The sequence below is a fragment of the Pseudomonas sp. GW821-FHT01E10 genome (assembly GCF_059422365.1).
This window is the reverse complement of the sequence record NZ_JBWKWT010000015.1, coordinates 31,647-48,488: the sequence shown is the minus strand read 5'-3', so window position 1 is coordinate 48,488 and position 16,842 is coordinate 31,647. Positions and strand designations below refer to the sequence as shown.

Below are 16,842 nucleotides of genomic sequence, written 5' to 3'. Positions count from 1 at the left end.
CGAGGATGAACAATAGGCCTGAGGATCAGCGCGAAATCGTTTGCACGTCGCTGAACCTCGGCTAAGGTTGTCCATCCCCAAGGACCGTCTGTAAGGAGAGGCTCAATGAAACTGATCGGCATGCTGGATTCGCCCTACGTGCGGCGCGTCGCCATTTCCGCCAAATGCCTGGGCATCCCGCTGGAACACGCGTCGGTTTCGGTGTTCAGGCACTTCGAGCAGTTCCAGCAGATCAACCCGGTGGTGAAGGCGCCGACGCTGGTGCTGGATGACGGTGAGGTGTTGATGGATTCAACGCTGATCATCGATTACCTCGAAGCCCTGGCCGCTCCGGGTAAAAGCCTGATATCCGACAATCCGGTTCAACGCTTGCGCTCGCTGCGGCTGATCGGCCTGGCGTTGGCCGCGTGCGAGAAGTCGGTGCAGCTTTACTACGAACGCAACCTGCGGCCAGCGGAAATTCAGTACGCGCCTTGGGTGAAACGGGTCGAAGGACAATTGGCGGCAGCGTATTCGGCGCTGGAGCGGGAGCTGGAAAAGCAGCCGCTGAAGACCGATGGCTCGATTGCTCAGGATGGGATTAGCCTGGCGGTGGCCTGGAGTTTTACCAACCTGGTGGTGCCGGATCAGGTGGATGCTGCGCAGTTTCCACTGATCAACGCGTTCACGGCGTATGCCGAAGGGCTTGAGGTGTTTATCGATACACCGATCGAGTAGGCGGATGGGTTGCGCCTGAACTGCCGTCTTCGCGGGCAAGCCTCGCTCCTACAGGATTTTGCGCATAACTTGTAGGAGCGAGGCTTGCCTGCGAAGTTTGTCGATCAGCGGGCAGTGTGGCTTATTGCTTGGCCAATTCCATAATCATCCGCGACAGCAAATAAATCCGCGGCGCCACACTTTCTACCTCGGCATATTCCTCGGGCGTATGGATATTGCCGCCGACAATCCCGAACCCGTCCAGCGTCGGAGTGCCAACACCCGCGGACAAACTCGCATCTGCCGCCCCGCCGCTGCCTTCTTCCGTCAACTTGCGGCCAATTTCGCCGTAAATGCCTTGAGCCATGGCCATCAAGCGATCCGATTCCGCCGTTTGCGGCATCGGTGGCAAGCCGCGCTTGAGGCTGGTGGTGACTTGCGTATCGGCAATCAGTTTGTCCTTCGACACCCGCGCCAGGTCCTTTTCGATCCGGTCGAATTCCTCCGGCACCGCCGCCCGCACATCAGCCTTGGCCGTAGCCTGATCCGGAATCACGTTGGTGCGGTCGCCGGCCTTGAGCACGGTGAAGTTGATGGTGGTTTTCTTCGCTTCATCGCCCAGTTTGCCGAGTTGCAAAATCTGGTGCGCGGCTTCCATGGCAGCGTTACGCCCCAATTCCGGGGCAACGCCCGCATGCGCAGCCTTGCCTTTGACCTCGACCACGGCGGTGGCGCTGCCTTTGCGCCAGACCACCAGGCCATCGGCCGGGCGCCCCGGTTCGAGGTTGAGGGTCACGTCGTGGGCCTTGGCGGTTTTCTTGATCAGGTCAGTAGCGACGTCCGAGCCGGTTTCCTCACTGGCATCGAGCAGGAAGGTGATCTGCGCGTAGTCCTTGAAGTCGAGGTTCTTGAGGATTTTCAGCGCGTAGATCCCGGCGACGATGCCGCCCTTGTCGTCCATCACACCCGGCCCATAGGCGCGGCCGTCCTTGATGTGGAACGGACGCTCGGCGGCGGAGCCTTCCTTGAACACAGTGTCCATGTGCGCCATCAGCAGGATCTTCGCCTTGCCGGTGCCTTTGAGGGTAGCCAGCACATGGTTGCTCTCGTCCGGGGTGTTGGGCACCAGTTCGATGGTGGCACCCAGTTTCTTCAACTCTTCGATGGCGATGTCGCTCACCTGGGTCAGGCCCGGTTCATAGCCGGAGCCGGAGTCGATGTTCACCAGCCGTTCCAGCAGTTTCAGGGCTTCAGCCTTGTACTGTTCAGCATCGGCGAGGACTTGTTTGTGGGGTTCGGCGAAGGCTGCGGGGGTGAAGGTGCCGAGGGCGAGGGTCAGGCCAAGACTGGTGGCCAGGAAGGAACGCGGGAGCTTGAACGTCATGAATCGATCCTTGTTTCGTGTCGGGGGTCTTTAGACCCTACCTGACTACGACGCAAGGCTCTACACCGGATGCGACACATACAAACCTGCATGACCACACATTCCCTGTGGGAGCGGGCTTGTGTGGTTATTGGGTTACACAGAATCCAGCAACTCTTTACGCGGCTTGCCGTCGCCATGGCAAATGACGCGGTTACGGCCGGTGCTCTTGGCTTCGTAGAGCGCCTGGTCGGCGTCGTTGAGCCACAGGGTCGCTTCGTCGTGGGCCGGGTTGAAGGCCGCCAGGCCGATGCTCAAGCTGACCTTCAGCGCCGGGTTCTGCTCGTAACCCAACGTGGCGAAACGAGCACGCAGCGCATCCATCGCCACGGCGGCACGTTCCAGCGGCAGGTCCGGCAGCAGCACGCAGAATTCGTCGCCACCATAGCGGCCGGCGACATCGGCTGCCCGCAGGTTCTGCTTGAGAATTTTGCTCAGCTGACGCAAGACGATGTCCCCGGCGACATGGCCGTAGGTGTCGTTGATGGTCTTGAAATGGTCGATGTCGATCAACGCAATCGCCCCACCCTTCTGCTGGCGCCGGCAACGCTGAAACTCGATTTCCAGCTGGTCTTTCCAGGCGCCGTGATTCAGCAGGCCAGTCAGGCTGTCGGTGCGGCTCAGGGCCAGCAACTCGCGCTTGTGTCGGCCCAGAGTGTGGGCCTGACGGAAGCAGACCCAGCCCAGGGACATCGGATAAATCGACAGTAAAGGTAAACAGGCGTATAGCTGAAATGGACTGGTTTGCGGGACAAAAGCCGGCATGAACACCAGCAGCCCGAGGCCGATCCCGAGGATCTGCGCGACGGCGCCCGCCAACAGAAAACGCAAGCCACCGATGGCCACGTTGTGCATCGCCATCATCGACAGCGTAGCCGCGCTGGGTAGCGGATTGAACTGCATGGCGGCCACCCAGAAACCGCCGAGAAACGCGTCCACCAGAATGTTGCGGTGTTCGGCGTGATAAGGAATTTTCGCCCGACGCGCCCATTGATAGGCCACATGCGGCCAGATGACGCCGTTGAACAGCATCACCACCCAGACCCAGGGCGCGGGGTCAAGTGGATACATCCCTGCACCGACACACAATAGTCCAAGGGCCAGACCCAGGATGCGCGACCCATAAAGCCTCCTGGCCAATGAAAGTCCCTTTCCTCCCTTTTTTTCCATAGAGGCCTCTGTACTACTGAACCGAGCCTGACATCACATGGGTGAAAGTGATTGAAGTCTATCAGGGGAACGGCGAATAGCCATCACCGGATGACGGTCTGACAGCTGGTAGCTCCAATAGTGTGGTATCGCGATGAGGCGAGTGCCCAATGTTTGTCTATACATGAAGTAAGGGATCGATAAACCACGATAAACAGGAGGCCGCTGCAGAGGCTCCGCCAACCACCTTCCGTCCTGATCACTGCAAAAGGAATAGCCTGATGCTTTTGTTGGTTGTCGCTATCGCCGTTTTCGCGGCCTGGAGCTGGTTGAGCTACCCGGCCATCGGTTACTGGCTCTATGACTTGAACATGGCGCTGGAGGCCCGGCTGTATCGGTTGCACAAGCTTATCGTGCCGATCACCGAAATGACCGTCTCGACCTGGCAAGGCGGCCCCTACGAAGCCTCCAGCAACATACTGATGCTGCACGGCTACAGCGCCGACAAGAATATCTGGCTGCGCTTCGCCCGGCATTTCGTCAACGACTACCGGGTGATCATCCCCGACCTCGCCGGCCATGGCGAAACCGGCTTCAAGGCCGGTGGTGGCTACGACATTCCGGTCCAGGCCAAACGATTGATCCAGTTGCTCGATGTCTGCGGCGTCGAGAAGGTGCACGTGATCGGCAACTCCATGGGTGGCTACATCGCGGCGTGGCTGGCGGTCAATTACCCCGAGCGTATCGTCTCGCTGGCGCTGCTCGATCCGGCTGGCGTCACTGCCCCGGAACCCAGCGACATGGATCGCCACCTGGCTCGCGGCCATAACCCGTTCCTGATTCATTCCCGTGAAGAGTTTCAGCATTTCTACGCCATGACCATGGCTTCGCCGCCATGGGTACCGGGGATCGTGCTGGACGCTGTCGCCCAGCGCTATGAACAGCAGCGCGACGAGCTGGAAGAAATCTTCAGGGACTTCCGGGCCAGCCCGCCGATGGAACCAAAACTGCCCGATATCAAATGCCCGGCGCTGCTGCTGTGGGGGCGCAAGGACCGCTTGATCGACGTCAGCAGCGTGCCCGTCTGGAGCAAGGGCATCGCCGATCTGCGGGTGGAAATCTGGGACGGTGTCGGCCACATGCCGATGGTTGAGCAGCCGACCAAAACCGCACGCTTGTACCGGGAGTTTTTGCGGGCGCATCACATGACCCCCACCGCCTCATAGCAGCTGCTACGGGTTGGCAGATAATTCGGGGGGATGCTCGGCGATTCATACGAGGCGCGATTGATGAACATTCTTTACGACGAACGCATCGACGGCGCCCTGCCCAATGTCGACAAGGCCGTGTTGCTCAAGGCCTTGCAACAGGAGGTGCCGGACCTGGACATTCTCTGGCGCGAGGAAGAACTCAAGCCCTACGAATGCGACGGTCTCTCGGCCTATCGCACCACGCCGATGCTGGTGGCCCTGCCCCGGCATCTTGAACAGGTGCAGGCACTGCTCAAGCTCTGCCATGCCCGGAACGTGCCGGTGGTGGCGCGCGGGGCCGGCACCGGGTTGTCCGGCGGTGCGCTGCCGCTGGACAAAGGCGTGTTGCTGGTGATGGTGCGATTCAACAACATCTTGCACATCGACCCCGCCGCCCGCACCGCACGGGTCCAGCCAGGGGTGCGCAACCTGGCGATTTCCCAGGCAGCGGCGCCCTTCGGTTTGTATTACGCGCCGGACCCGTCCTCGCAAATCGCCTGTTCCATCGGCGGCAACGTCGCGGAAAACGCCGGTGGCGTGCATTGCCTCAAGTACGGCCTGACCGTGCACAACCTACTGAAACTCGAAATCCTGACCCTTGAAGGCGAACACCTGACCCTCGGCGCCGACTCGCTGGACGCGCCGGGGTTTGACCTGCTGGCGCTGTTTACCGGCTCCGAAGGCTTGCTGGGGATCATCACCGAAGTCACGGTCAAACTGCTGCCCAAGCCTCAGGTCGCCAAAGTCCTGCTGGCCAGTTTCGATTCCGTGGAAAAGGCCGGTCGCGCGGTGGCCGAGATCATCGCCGCCGGGATCATTCCCGGTGGCCTGGAGATGATGGACAACCTGGCGATCCGCGCCGCCGAGGATTTCATCCACGCCGGTTACCCGGTGGAGGCCGAAGCGATCCTGCTGTGCGAACTGGACGGCGTCGAAGCCGATGTCCATGACGACTGCGAGCGAGTCCGCGAGGTGCTGCAACAGGCCGGCGCCAGCGAGGTGCGCCAGGCCCGGGACGAGGCCGAGCGCGTGCGGTTCTGGGCCGGGCGCAAAAACGCCTTCCCGGCCATCGGCCGTCTATCGCCGGACTACTACTGCATGGACGGCACCATCCCCCGTCGCGAACTGCCCGGCGTACTCAAGGGCATCGCCAACCTGGCGCAAGAATACGGCTTGCGGGTGGCCAACGTGTTCCACGCTGGCGACGGCAACATGCACCCGCTGATCCTGTTCGACGCCAACCAGCCCGGCGAACTGGAACGGGCCGAAGCCCTTGGCGGCAAGATCCTCGAACTGTGCGTGAAAGTCGGCGGCAGCATCACCGGCGAGCACGGCGTGGGCCGGGAGAAAATCAATCAAATGTGCGCGCAGTTCAACAGTGATGAGTTGACCTTGTTTCACGCGGTGAAAGCCGCGTTCGATCCGCAGGGTTTGCTCAACCCCGGCAAGAACATCCCGACCCTCCACCGCTGCGCGGAATTCGGCGCGATGCACATTCACGCAGGAAAACTGCCGTTCCCTGAGCTGGAGCGTTTCTGATGGCGGATTTCGATGCCAGTGAAGCCCTGCTCGATCAGGTCAGGCAGGCGCTGGAAAACGCCACGCCGCTGCGTATTCAGGGGGGTAACACCAAAGCCTTTCTTGGCCGTGAAGTGGCCGGCGAAGTGCTCGACACCCGCGCCCACTGCGGCATCGTCAGCTATGACCCGACGGAACTGGTGATCAGCGTTCGCGCCGGCACGCCGCTGAGCGAACTGTTTGCCGCGCTGGATGCCGCGGGGCAAATGCTGCCCTGCGAGCCGCCGTCGTTCGGCGAAGGCGCCACGGTCGGCGGGATGATCGCGGCGGGGCTGTCCGGGCCTCGGCGCCCGTGGGCCGGCTCGGTGCGGGACTTTGTCCTCGGTACGCGGGTGATCAGCGGTCTGGGCACTCACCTGCGCTTTGGCGGCGAAGTGATGAAAAACGTCGCCGGTTATGACCTGTCGCGCCTGATGGTCGGCAGTTACGGCTGCCTCGGCGTGCTGACTGAAGTCTCGCTCAAAGTGCTGCCCAAACCCCGGCAATGCCTGAGCATCAGCCTGGACATCGACTGCGCCCGCGCCTTGGCCAATCTGGCGCAATGGGGCCAGCAACCGCTGCCCATCAGCGCTGCCAGCCACGATGGCCAGCGTTTGTACCTGCGCCTGGAAGGTGGCGAAGGCTCGGTCGCGGCGGCCCATCAACGGCTCGGCGGCGAACCGTTGGACTCGGCCTATTGGTCCGACCTGAACGAACAACGACTAGACTTTTTCAATGAAGGCCTGCCGTTGTGGCGCTTGTCATTGCCCAATAACCTCGGGCCACTGGACTTGCCCGGCGAGCAGTTGATCGACTGGGGTGGCGCGCAACGCTGGTTGAAATCAGCAGCCGATAACATTCAATCACTGGCTCAGCAGCACGGCGGCCATGCCACCTGTTTCAGCCATGGCGTCACAGAAATGCCTTTCCAGCCCCTGGCCCCGGCGCTGCTGCGCTATCACCGGCAACTCAAGGCGCAACTGGACCCGCAAGGGTTGTTCAACCCCGGCCGGATGTACGCGGAGCTGTAAGATGCAAACCAATCTCAGCGAAGAGGCCCGCCAACTGCCCCGCGCCGAAGAAGCGGACAAGATCCTGCGCACCTGTGTGCACTGCGGGTTTTGCAACGCTACATGCCCGACCTATCAACTGCTCGGCGACGAACTGGACGGGCCGCGTGGGCGCATCTACCTGATCAAGCAAGTGCTCGAAGGCGCCCCCGCCACGGCCCAGGCCCAATTGCACCTGGATCGCTGCCTGACCTGCCGCAACTGCGAAACCACCTGCCCGTCCGGGGTGGATTATCACAACCTGCTGGACATTGGCCGCGCCGTGATCGATCAAGCGGTGCCACGCTCGGCCAGTCAACGACTGTTGCGTCAGGGCCTGCGGGCATTGGCGCCAAACCCGAACCTGTTCAAGACCCTGCTGCAGATCGGCGCCACTTTCCGGCCGTTGCTGCCACGGGGGGTTGAGGCGAAGTTACCCCACGACCTCCCTGCTCCGGGCGAACGCCCCGTCCCTCGGCATGCGCGCCAGGTGTTGATGCTCGAAGGCTGCGTACAACCCGGTCTGTCACCGAACACCAACGCCGCGACGGCGCGGGTGCTGGATCGGCTGGGAATCAGTGTGATTGCGGTGCCGGAAGCTGGCTGCTGCGGTGCGCTGGACTATCACCTCGACGCCCAAGCCGTGGGCCTGGACCGCGCCCGACGCAACATCGACGCTTGGTGGCCGTACCTGGAAAGCGGCGCCGAAGCCATCGTGCAAACCGCCAGCGGCTGCGGCGCATTCATCAAGGACTACGGGCATCTGCTGGAGCGCGACCCGGTTTATGCGGCCAAGGCCCGGCGAGTCAGCGAAATGGCCCTGGACCTGGTGCAAGTGCTGGCCGATGAACCGTTGGAACGGGTCTGCGCCGCCACCGACCGGCGGATCGCCTTTCACTGCCCCTGCACCTTGCAGCACGCACAGAAACTCGGCGGCGCGGTCGAGGCCGTGTTGACGCGGTTGGGCTTCAATCTCACAGCTGTACCCGACAGTCATTTGTGTTGCGGCTCGGCGGGCACCTATTCGATCACCCAACCGGAGTTGGCCCGGCAACTGCGCGACAACAAACTCAACGCCCTGGAAAGCGGCCACCCAGAAGTCATCGCCACCGCCAACATCGGCTGCCAGAGCCACCTCAACAGCGCCGGGCGCACCCCAGTCAGGCACTGGATCGAATTGGTGGACCAAGTGCTGCGTTGACCGAGCAGCCTGAGTGGCAAGAACAGTCCTTGGCAGAATGAAGTTCGTCAGAAACTTCGTTTGTCGGCGCCGCCGAAGGCTGCGATCTTTTCCGGCATCCGTTACGTCACTGCGCCAGGAATTTTTTTCATGAGCCACCCGAATTTCGTCAGCCCTGACCTGATCCGCCAACGCTTCTCCAAAGCGATGTCCGACATGTACCGCGAAGAAGTGCCGCTGTACGGCGCGCTGATGGAACTGGTGGAACAGACCAACCGCCACGTGCTGGACAACGACCCAAAAATCGCCCGACAGCTGCACAGCACCGGGGAAATCCAGCGGCTGGACCTGGAGCGCCACGGTGCAATCCGCGTCGGCACCGCCACTGAACTGGCGACCCTCGCCCGCCTGTTCGCGGTGATGGGCATGCAACCGGTGGGCTATTACGACCTGACCCCGGCCGGCGTGCCGGTGCATTCCACCGCGTTCCGTGCCGTGCATGAGGCGGCGTTGCAAGTCAGCCCGTTCCGGGTGTTCACCTCGCTACTGCGCCTGGAACTGATCGAAGACACCGAACTGCGGGCCTTTGCCCAATCAGTGCTGGACCAGCGTTCAATCTTCACCCCGGCCGCGCTGACGCTCATCGAGCGCGCCGAAACCCAGGGCGGCCTGACCGAATACGAGGCGCAGGACTTCGTCGCACAAGCCCTGGAAACCTTCCGCTGGCACCACAGCGCCACCGTCACCGCCAAGCAGTACCAGCAACTCAGCGCCCAGCATCGACTGATCGCCGACGTGGTGGCGTTCAAAGGCCCGCACATTAACCACCTGACGCCGCGCACCCTGGACATCGACATCGTCCAGGCACAAATGCCCGCCCATGGCATTACCCCCAAAGCGGTGATCGAAGGCCCACCCCGCCGCCAATGCCCGATTCTGCTGCGTCAAACCAGCTTCAAGGCGCTGGACGAGCCGATCGCTTTTACCGATCAAGCCGAGATGCGTGGCAGCCACAGCGCCCGCTTCGGTGAAATCGAACAGCGCGGCGCAGCGCTCACGCCTAAGGGCCGGGCGCTTTACGACCGTTTGCTCAACGCTGCCCGGGATGAGCTCAAGGAGTTCCCCAACGAAGCCAATGCCGCACGCTACAACGCGCTAATGACGCAGCACTTTGGCGAATTCCCTGACACCGTTGAGGATATGCGCCAACAGGAACTGGCGTACTTTCGCTACTTCGTGACCGAAAAAGGCCTGGCGGCGGATGGGCTGAAAGACGCGTCGCTGGAGGATTTGCTCCGCGACGGGTATGTGCGGGTTGAACCGCTGGTGTACGAAGATTTCCTGCCGGTCAGTGCGGCGGGGATTTTTCAGTCGAACCTGGGGGACGCGGCGCAAACCCACTATGGCGTGCATTCGAACCAACAGGCGTTCGAAAAGGCGCTGGGACGGTCGACGATTGATGAGTTGGGCTTGTATGCCGAGACGCAGCGGCGATCGATCGAAGAGTGTTTTGCAGCATTGGGTTTGAAGGTGACCGATTAGGCGTTATGGCCGCGAAAAAGATCGTGGGCCTCGCCAGCTCCTGCAGGAAGGAATACTTACTTTCTGCAGGAGCCGCCGCCCGTCGTTCGTGACGTCGTTGCAGGTACGGCAACCGGACATTCCGCCAACTCCGTCTGGCTGACGCCAAAAGGTGCCCATTCACACTCCTGACAGAAACTGACAGCGCCTCCTTTTATGCTGCGTCCACCTTCTAATGGAGCAATCCCATGATCACTCCCCGTTTCATTTTGCTTTTCGTGGACAACCCCGCCGTCAGTGCACGGTTTTATGAGTTTCTGCTGGAGCGCAAGCCCGTGGAAGAATCGCCGACCTTCGCCCTGTTTGTCCTGGACGACGGCTATAAACTGGGGCTTTGGTCGCGGCATACCGCCGAACCTGCAACGACTGTAACGGGCGGCGGGACCGAGCTGGCGTTCCCGGTGGAGTCTGCCGAACAGGTCGATGCACTGTTTGCCAAGTGGAGCGCCCTGGGGCTGACCATGCTGCAAACACCGACCGAACTCGACTTCGGACGCACCTTCGTCGCCCTTGACCCGGATAACCATCGGCTGCGTGTGTTCTTTCCTCATTAAGCTGACAACACTGGCATACAAGGCTCATGACGTACCCCGGATATTTCCGGGGTATTTTTTTGTGCGGCGTCTAAGATTCAAAGGTGGTGAACCTTATCCCCGAAAATCCGGTCGATACCTGCAACCCGATCCGGTTTGCCGACGCCCTCAATAGCAGGGTGATAACTGGCTTGCTTCATTTTCTGGAGAACGCCCCCGTGATATCCACCGTACACATCGCCAGGCTCAAAGCATGGGGCGCCCATGGTTTTACCGCCACCGGCGTGGTCACTGCTTTCCTCGCGACCCTCGCCCTGCTGGAGAACCAGCCCACCCATTGCCTGCTGTGGCTGGGCGTGGCGCTGATCGTCGACGGGCTGGACGGCGCGCTGGCACGCAAGGTCAATGTGCAATCGGTGCTGCCAAGTTTCGACGGCTCGATCCTCGACCTGGTGATCGACTACCTGACGTACGTGTTTATCCCGGCGCTGTTCATCTACCGTTACATCCCGTTGCCGGACTACACCCTGCTGCTGACCGTGTCGCTGATTCTGGTGTCGTCGCTGTTCTGCTTCTGCAACGTCAACATGAAGAGCAAGGACAACTACTTCCAGGGCTTCCCGGCCGCGTGGAATGTGGTTGCGTTGTGCCTGTACATCATCGGTCCGTCGCCGTGGATCACGTTGCTCACCGTGATCGGCCTGGCGCTGTTGACCGTGACTCGAATGAAATTCCTGCACCCGTTCCGCGTGCGCCGCTTCATGCCGATCAACATTGCCGTGACGGCCATCTGGTTGCTGTGCAGCTTGTCGCTGGTGCTCAACCATCCGGTCATCAATCCACTGGTGATGGGCCTGTGGCTGCTGATGTCGGCGTACTTCCTGGGGATCTGCATCTGGCGCACGGCGCTGGAGTGGTTCGACGGCTCGCGGCTCAAATAGGCACTGCATTCATGCCCATCCATATCGTGCGACTCGGTTCACCTCGCACCGCAAATGAAGGCCTGCGCCTGGGCACGGTACGCCGCCCGCCCCGTGGCGTACCGAAGGCCGAATTCGCCAGCCGTGATTTCTATGATGTGTGGCAACCGCTGCTGTCCCCCAGCCCCGAACTGGTGGCCGAAGCCAAAGCGGCAGAAGATGCCAAAGCCTGGGAGACCTTCAAGCGCAAGTTCAAGGCCGAGATGAACCATCCCGCGCCCAGTCAGCTGCTGGACCTGCTGGCCGCCCTCTCCCATCAAACCTCACTGGCCGTGGGGTGTTATTGCGAAGACGAAGCGCACTGCCATCGCTCCGTATTACGGGAGTTGCTGGAGGCACGGGGCGCAAAAATTGTTTAGCCAAGATGCAGATTTGATCGCTCGCCCGAATGTTCACGGGCAAGCTGAATACACTTCATAGCCAGAATGGTCGTCGGGTCGATCAATGCCACTTGATGCCCCTTGATCATGAAGGCCTCGCTATGCTGCAGCACCAGCGGCAACTCCGTGCATCCCAGGATGAGCACATCGGCGCCCAGTTCACACAAGTGCTCGGCGGCGATCAGGAGTTGGCCCCTGCAAAGGCCCTCGGTGAACCCGGCCTTGATCCCGAGCGACCCATAAATCGCATCCATGACCAGCGCCTGGTAATCCACCCCGGGGGCGACTATGTGCAACCCGACTCGCCGGGCCGCCTCGTGGTAGACCTGACTCTTGATCGTGCCCGACGTCGCCAGCAGCCCCACTGTTTTCCCGGCGCCATACCGCTGAACGATGGCCTCTACCGTCTCGGCAAGCATGTTCACAATGGGTACGCGCAAGTGTGCCTGGATGCGCTCGACGAATGCGTGGGCGGTGTTGCACGGGATCGCAATCGCATTGGCTCCTGCGCTTTCAAGCCGCTTGCAGGTGGCATACATCGCCATCGTCGGATCAGTTTCGTCATTCAACAAATTGGCGGTGCGATCAGGAATCTGGGGGTTTTGTTCGACCACCATCTTGATGTGCTCCTGGTCACGGCCGGCCGGTGTATGCGCAACCACCTTGCCCATGAAATCGACCGTTGCCGCAGGCCCCACCCCGCCCACGATCCCAAGCTTGAAGGGTGGGCGATTCGACTGACCTTTCTGCTGGGTCGCGAAGCCGGCATAAATCTCATTGATGTCCAGCACCGTGATGCCCCGCCGCTGCAGGTCGCCGCAGACCAACGAAAGCTCGGTCATGCCCGGCAAGACCATCGTGGCCCCCTGCTCCTGAAGCGACAGACAGGCCTGATACACACATTCCAACGGTACACCGTCAAGGTATCCATCCTTGATGCCGTTGACGCCATACATCGCTTCCATCAACCCCGATTGTTCGTCAGCACCTGGATAAACAAGTTTGAAGTCGGAGCCGAAGTAGCGTTCGAACAAACCGGCGTGACGAACATAGTCTGAGGCGAGAATGCCCAATACCGTGCCGGGTTCAACAACATGATCGATGTGCCTGCGCAATGCGGCCATCATGTCCAGAACCGGTATGCCTATCTCCTGCTGTATCTCTTCGCGGAAAGTGTGACTGGCAAAACACGGCAGTACGATCGCGCTGACCCCGCTGGCCTCGAAGGTCTGACAGACCTGGAAAACATAGAACTTTCTGGAGGTCATGCTCGCGCCCCGGTCCAACGGCATCAGCACATCTTTGAACGGGTGCTGCTCGAACAGGAAGTGATAGCGACCTTGATCCTCCAGCACCGCCCTGGACTTCACCAACTTATAGAAAAGATCGCCGCCGGCCAGTGAGCCAAGCCCGCCGACGATGCCCAGTTTGTGTACCAATGAAGACTCACGGGATGGCTTTGATTTCGTTTTCATGGTGATAGCGCTCAGACGGTGGCTACAGAGCGAACAGGCAGTGGGGACGCCTCGGATTGCGGCACGTCGTCCGGCTCTTCGAGAGGCTCGGATTTAGCGATCACGGCCGTTGCGATGCTGTTGCCCACCACATTGGTGGCCGTCCTGGCCATATCGAGGAACTGATCAATACCGATGATCAGCAAAATGCCAGCCTCTGGCAGATTGAACATGGGCAACGTCGCCGCCACGACCACCACCGAAGCCCGGGCAACACCCGCCATGCCCTTGCTGGTAATCATCAGCGTCAGCAAGATCAGCAGCTGCTGCGTAAAGCTCAAATCAATGTTGTAGGCCTGAGCGATGAACATAATGGCGAAGGCTTGATACATCATCGAGCCGTCGAGGTTGAATGAGTACCCCAGTGGCAGTACGAAACTGGATACCCGCTTGGGTGCGCCGAACTTCTCCAGGGCTTCCATGGTTTTTGGATAGGCGGACTCACTACTGGCTGTCGAGAATGCCAGCAGAATGGGTTCGCGGATCAACTTGCCCAGGGTAAAGACTGAACGCCCCAGAAACAGGTAGCCGGCAGCGAACAACACACCCCATAGAATCACAATGCCCAGGTAGAACTCGGCAATCAGTTTTCCATAATCGACCAGCAAGCCGAGACCTTGGGTGGTGATGGCCGAAGCGATGGCGGCAAAGACACCAACTGGCGCAAAGGCCATGACATAGTCAGTGATCTTGAACATCACCTTGCCCAGTTCTTCAATGCTGTCGGTGATCTTCGTATAGCCAGCGCGCTTGATGCCTGCCAGCGCAAAGCCGAAAAACAAAGAGAACACTACAATTTGCAGAATCTCATTGTTGGCCATGGCTTCTGCGATGCTTCGAGGGAACACGTGACTGATGAATACCTTGAGGCTGAAGTCACCCGTGCTGACAACGGCCGGCGCCGCTGCGCCTTGAGTCACCTGCAGATCCAGACCCGCGCCTGGCTGGAACACATTCACCAGCAACATGCCAATGAACAGCGAAATGATTGAGGCCGACACGAACCAGATCATCGCCCTCGCGCCGATCCGCCCTACGGATCGGGAATTACCCATGCTGGCAATACCACCGACCAGTGTGGCGAACACCAAAGGCGCGATGATCATCTTGATCAACCGCAGGAAAATGTCCGTCACCATCGAGAAGTAGGAGGCGATCTCCCGGGCGGCTTTCTCATCCGCTGCGAAATGATGGCAGGCCCAACCTGCAAGGACGCCCAAGGCGATAGCCATCGCAATCTGGCGGGGTAGTCTGTTTCTTTTCACGGTGCATTTCCTCAAGTGGTTTTGTAGGTCTTTTTACTTGGCAGGAGACAAGATTGAAGTGCCCCGATGTTCTGCGGCAGCGGGGTTGTGGCAACGATTCTAAGGACGCCCTTCACGCCGGATGATGAGTAATCACCATAGGCTGATGCGTTTTTGGAATAGTTTGCGAAATTCCCTCAATGGCGCCATCGCACCGCAGTAAACTCTTCGCCAGAGACGCAATGAGGTGCCAGCATGCAAACCAAATGGTTAGACGATCTTCTGGCGATTGCCGAATGGAAGAACTTTTCCCGAGCGGCGGAAGTGCGTTGCGTCACGCAGTCCGCGTTGTCCCGGCGGATTCGTTCACTTGAAGAATGGGTGGGCGCCGAACTGGTGGATCGCGGCACTTATCCTGTCCAGCTGACTCAAGCGGGCCGCAGCTTCTGTGAAGAGGGCCGCGAGGCGCTGTCGGCGTTGCTGCAATTGCGCCTGGCCCTTCGCGAAGGCGAACGAATGCCGGGGCGCTCGATTCAGGTCACCGCCGGGCACAGTCTTTCAATGACCTTCCTGCCTAAATGGCTCACCCAGTTTCAACAGCAGAATGAGCCCTTCAATGCTCGCGTGGTGGCTGCGAACATCCACGATGCGGTGATTGCGCTGGAGGAAGGCAGCTGCGATTTGATGATCGTCTACCACCATCCCCTCGCCCCGATCCAGCTCGACCCCGAGAAGTTCGGCAGCTTGACCCTGGGGCATGATTCGTTCGTTCCACTGTGCGCGCCGGACAATAACGGCAAACCGTTGCATCGGCTGCCGGGGACGGCCGCCAAGCCAGTGCCGCACCTGGCCTATACCGCGACCACTTTTTTGGGTCGCGTGGCCGATATCGTCATCAAGAATGCACCGACTGCTTGCGTGCTTGATCGTTGCTTTGAGGCGGACATGGCCATGTTGCTGATGAGAATGGCGATCGAGGGCTACGGCGTTGCCTGGCTGCCCCTGAGCGCCGTGACCGATGAGCTGGAGCGAGGGCAATTGGTGCTGGCCGGCGGCGATGAATGGAAGACCCGGCTGGAGATTCGTTCGTATTGTTCGATCGCCAATCAGAACCCGACGATGCGCGAGCTTTGGAAGACGCTTGAGACCGCATCGCGAGCAAACCCGCTCCCACATTAGAACCGGACGAGGGGTTGATCATGGTCAATAATGAAAGGATTGAGATGTATTGAACGACCACCGTCTGCTCGCTTACCCACGGGAGGTTTGTCATGTCTGGTGAATCACGCTTCATGCTGGTCGCTTCACCGCTGATGGAACACAGCCCCGCCTTCGACCGGGCCGCGATGCTGGCCAAGGCCGAGGGGGCGGCCCTGCACATCGTGGCCTTCGACTATCTGGAAGGTCTGGCGACCGCCAGCCTGGTCAACGAAAAAGCCCTGGAACAGATGCGCCTGGGCTACATCGAGCGTCACCGCCAGTGGCTTGAGGAACAGGCCCATCCCTTGCGCAAGATCGGTGTGCACGTCACCACCGAGGTAGCCTGGGTCGAGCATCCGCTGGAGGAAATCCTGATTCACCTCAAAGAGCAGCCGATGGACGTGCTGATCAAGGCGCTGGAGCATCAATCGCGGCTGTCGCGACTGGTGTTTACGCCCCTCGACGTGCATTTGCTGCGCGAATGCCCGGTGCCGCTGCATTTCGTCAGCCATGCCACTCGCGCGTTGCCGCGCAAGATCGTCGCCGCGGTCGACCCGCTTCATCGCGACGATCACTACAAAAGCTTCAACGACAGAATCCTTCACGAAGCATCGAAACTGGCGAGCGCCTGCAATGCCGAGCTCGATGTGGTCTACGCCTGTGACCTTTCAGCCATCAGCGCGGATGAGTTCAACTTCTATAACGGTTCGGCGCTTTTCTCTTCAGGCCAGATTAAGACCCTGTTCGACCTCCAGGAGGATGCGTTCAACGAGCTGGCCGCGCGCAACGGCATCGCGCCGGAGCAGCGGCACATGATCATGGGCAACCCCACCAAGGTACTGACCCACTACACCGAGACCCATGATGTGGATGTGATCGTCATGGGCCGGATCGGCCATCGCGGCATGGGCCGGTTGATCGGCAGCACGGTGGAGCATGTGCTGTACAAAATGCCATGCAGCGTGTGGGTGGTGTATACCGAATCACTGGATGAGTGACAATGCCATTAAGTTAAGGCACAGAACCTGTAGGAGCGAGGCTTGCCCGCGAAGAATGCACCGCGGTTTTTCAGTTATTACGCGTCATCGTTCTTCGCGGGCAAGCCT

The 16,842-nt window shown here is 60.3% G+C and carries 15 protein-coding genes; 11 read left to right on the top strand and 4 right to left on the bottom strand.

Features of this window, described 5'->3' with window-relative positions; translation table 11 throughout:
- The first annotated feature begins 105 nt into the window (after positions 1 to 105).
- Positions 106 to 717, top strand: a complete 612-nt coding sequence (locus AC07V0_RS22600) for a glutathione S-transferase (RefSeq protein ID WP_019582695.1) — start codon at positions 106 to 108, stop codon at positions 715 to 717.
- Between the two features lie 121 nt (positions 718 to 838).
- Here the strand turns inward: AC07V0_RS22600 and AC07V0_RS22595 are convergent, their stop codons facing one another.
- Both AC07V0_RS22595 and AC07V0_RS22590 read right to left on the bottom strand, forming a co-directional pair.
- Positions 839 to 2,080, bottom strand: coding sequence for a M20/M25/M40 family metallo-hydrolase (locus AC07V0_RS22595; RefSeq protein ID WP_490134932.1), 1,242 nt, complete (start codon positions 2,078 to 2,080; stop codon positions 839 to 841).
- Between the two features lie 135 nt (positions 2,081 to 2,215).
- Positions 2,216 to 3,289 carry a diguanylate cyclase gene (locus tag AC07V0_RS22590; protein ID WP_026286574.1) on the bottom strand — a complete coding sequence of 358 codons (1,074 nt, stop codon included), beginning with the start codon at positions 3,287 to 3,289 and terminating at the stop codon, positions 2,216 to 2,218.
- A gap of 260 nt (positions 3,290 to 3,549) precedes the next feature.
- Between AC07V0_RS22590 and AC07V0_RS22585 the strand changes: the two genes are divergently transcribed.
- The 8 genes from AC07V0_RS22585 to AC07V0_RS22550 all read left to right on the top strand — a co-directional run bounded on the left by AC07V0_RS22585 (position 3,550) and on the right by AC07V0_RS22550 (position 11,757).
- Positions 3,550 to 4,494 (top strand): alpha/beta fold hydrolase, encoded by a 945-nt coding sequence (locus AC07V0_RS22585; protein ID WP_258613683.1) that lies wholly within the window; start codon positions 3,550 to 3,552, stop codon positions 4,492 to 4,494.
- 63 nt (positions 4,495 to 4,557) lie between these two features.
- Positions 4,558 to 6,057, top strand: coding sequence for a glycolate oxidase subunit GlcD (gene glcD, locus AC07V0_RS22580; RefSeq protein WP_457326981.1), 1,500 nt, complete (start codon positions 4,558 to 4,560; stop codon positions 6,055 to 6,057).
- The gene (gene glcE / locus AC07V0_RS22575; protein WP_064617021.1) at positions 6,057 to 7,106 is read left to right on the top strand and encodes a glycolate oxidase subunit GlcE; all 1,050 of its coding nucleotides are present in this window, start codon (positions 6,057 to 6,059) and stop codon (positions 7,104 to 7,106) included. The genes glcD and glcE overlap by 1 nt, the downstream gene beginning before the upstream one ends.
- 1 nt (position 7,107) lies before the next feature.
- Positions 7,108 to 8,325 carry a glycolate oxidase subunit GlcF gene (gene glcF, locus AC07V0_RS22570; protein WP_457326980.1) on the top strand — a complete coding sequence of 406 codons (1,218 nt, stop codon included), beginning with the start codon at positions 7,108 to 7,110 and terminating at the stop codon, positions 8,323 to 8,325.
- 129 nt (positions 8,326 to 8,454) lie between these two features.
- Entirely contained in the window at positions 8,455 to 9,846 is a 1,392-nt protein-coding gene (hglS, locus tag AC07V0_RS22565; protein WP_495019935.1) for a 2-oxoadipate dioxygenase/decarboxylase HglS, read from the top strand.
- A gap of 227 nt (positions 9,847 to 10,073) precedes the next feature.
- On the top strand, positions 10,074 to 10,439 hold the full coding sequence (locus AC07V0_RS22560; protein WP_064617017.1) for a VOC family protein: 366 nt from the start codon (positions 10,074 to 10,076) through the stop codon (positions 10,437 to 10,439).
- A 197-nt stretch (positions 10,440 to 10,636) separates the two neighbouring features.
- Positions 10,637 to 11,359 carry a phosphatidylcholine synthase gene (gene pcsA / locus AC07V0_RS22555; RefSeq protein ID WP_018928045.1) on the top strand — a complete coding sequence of 241 codons (723 nt, stop codon included), beginning with the start codon at positions 10,637 to 10,639 and terminating at the stop codon, positions 11,357 to 11,359.
- Positions 11,360 to 11,370: 11 nt separating this feature from the next.
- Entirely contained in the window at positions 11,371 to 11,757 is a 387-nt protein-coding gene (locus AC07V0_RS22550) for a DUF488 domain-containing protein (RefSeq protein ID WP_018928046.1), read from the top strand.
- Here the strand turns inward: AC07V0_RS22550 and cuyB are convergent.
- Together cuyB and AC07V0_RS22540 are read right to left on the bottom strand one after the other, a co-directional pair.
- The gene (gene cuyB, locus AC07V0_RS22545; RefSeq protein WP_495019934.1) at positions 11,754 to 13,253 is read right to left on the bottom strand and encodes a cysteate racemase; all 1,500 of its coding nucleotides are present in this window, start codon (positions 13,251 to 13,253) and stop codon (positions 11,754 to 11,756) included. The two genes, AC07V0_RS22550 and cuyB, sit on opposite strands and share 4 nt — an antisense overlap.
- 11 nt (positions 13,254 to 13,264) lie before the next feature.
- Positions 13,265 to 14,557, bottom strand: coding sequence for a dicarboxylate/amino acid:cation symporter (locus AC07V0_RS22540; RefSeq protein WP_086945480.1), 1,293 nt, complete (start codon positions 14,555 to 14,557; stop codon positions 13,265 to 13,267).
- A 234-nt stretch (positions 14,558 to 14,791) separates the two neighbouring features.
- On the opposite strand from AC07V0_RS22540, the gene AC07V0_RS22535 reads away from it, so the two are divergent.
- Both AC07V0_RS22535 and AC07V0_RS22530 read left to right on the top strand, forming a co-directional pair.
- Positions 14,792 to 15,715: a LysR substrate-binding domain-containing protein gene (locus AC07V0_RS22535; protein ID WP_018928049.1), complete on the top strand. Its 924-nt coding sequence runs from the start codon at positions 14,792 to 14,794 to the stop codon at positions 15,713 to 15,715.
- 92 nt (positions 15,716 to 15,807) lie between these two features.
- Positions 15,808 to 16,734 carry a universal stress protein gene (locus tag AC07V0_RS22530; RefSeq protein WP_018928050.1) on the top strand — a complete coding sequence of 309 codons (927 nt, stop codon included), beginning with the start codon at positions 15,808 to 15,810 and terminating at the stop codon, positions 16,732 to 16,734.
- The last annotated feature ends 108 nt before the right edge of the window (positions 16,735 to 16,842 follow it).

What these genes read in the sequence shown, in the direction of transcription:
- AC07V0_RS22600 (WP_019582695.1), top strand. Translation starts at nt 106, where the DNA reads ATGAAACTGATCGGCATGCTGGATTCGCCCTACGTGCGGCGCGTCGCC.
- AC07V0_RS22595 (WP_490134932.1), bottom strand. Translation starts at nt 2,080, where the DNA reads ATGACGTTCAAGCTCCCGCGTTCCTTCCTGGCCACCAGTCTTGGCCTG.
- AC07V0_RS22590 (WP_026286574.1), bottom strand. Translation starts at nt 3,289, where the DNA reads ATGGAAAAAAAGGGAGGAAAGGGACTTTCATTGGCCAGGAGGCTTTAT.
- AC07V0_RS22585 (WP_258613683.1), top strand. Translation starts at nt 3,550, where the DNA reads ATGCTTTTGTTGGTTGTCGCTATCGCCGTTTTCGCGGCCTGGAGCTGG.
- glcD (WP_457326981.1), top strand. Translation starts at nt 4,558, where the DNA reads ATGAACATTCTTTACGACGAACGCATCGACGGCGCCCTGCCCAATGTC.
- glcE (WP_064617021.1), top strand. Translation starts at nt 6,057, where the DNA reads ATGGCGGATTTCGATGCCAGTGAAGCCCTGCTCGATCAGGTCAGGCAG.
- glcF (WP_457326980.1), top strand. Translation starts at nt 7,108, where the DNA reads ATGCAAACCAATCTCAGCGAAGAGGCCCGCCAACTGCCCCGCGCCGAA.
- hglS (WP_495019935.1), top strand. Translation starts at nt 8,455, where the DNA reads ATGAGCCACCCGAATTTCGTCAGCCCTGACCTGATCCGCCAACGCTTC.
- AC07V0_RS22560 (WP_064617017.1), top strand. Translation starts at nt 10,074, where the DNA reads ATGATCACTCCCCGTTTCATTTTGCTTTTCGTGGACAACCCCGCCGTC.
- AC07V0_RS22550 (WP_018928046.1), top strand. Translation starts at nt 11,371, where the DNA reads ATGCCCATCCATATCGTGCGACTCGGTTCACCTCGCACCGCAAATGAA.
- cuyB (WP_495019934.1), bottom strand. Translation starts at nt 13,253, where the DNA reads ATGAAAACGAAATCAAAGCCATCCCGTGAGTCTTCATTGGTACACAAA.
- AC07V0_RS22535 (WP_018928049.1), top strand. Translation starts at nt 14,792, where the DNA reads ATGCAAACCAAATGGTTAGACGATCTTCTGGCGATTGCCGAATGGAAG.
- AC07V0_RS22530 (WP_018928050.1), top strand. Translation starts at nt 15,808, where the DNA reads ATGTCTGGTGAATCACGCTTCATGCTGGTCGCTTCACCGCTGATGGAA.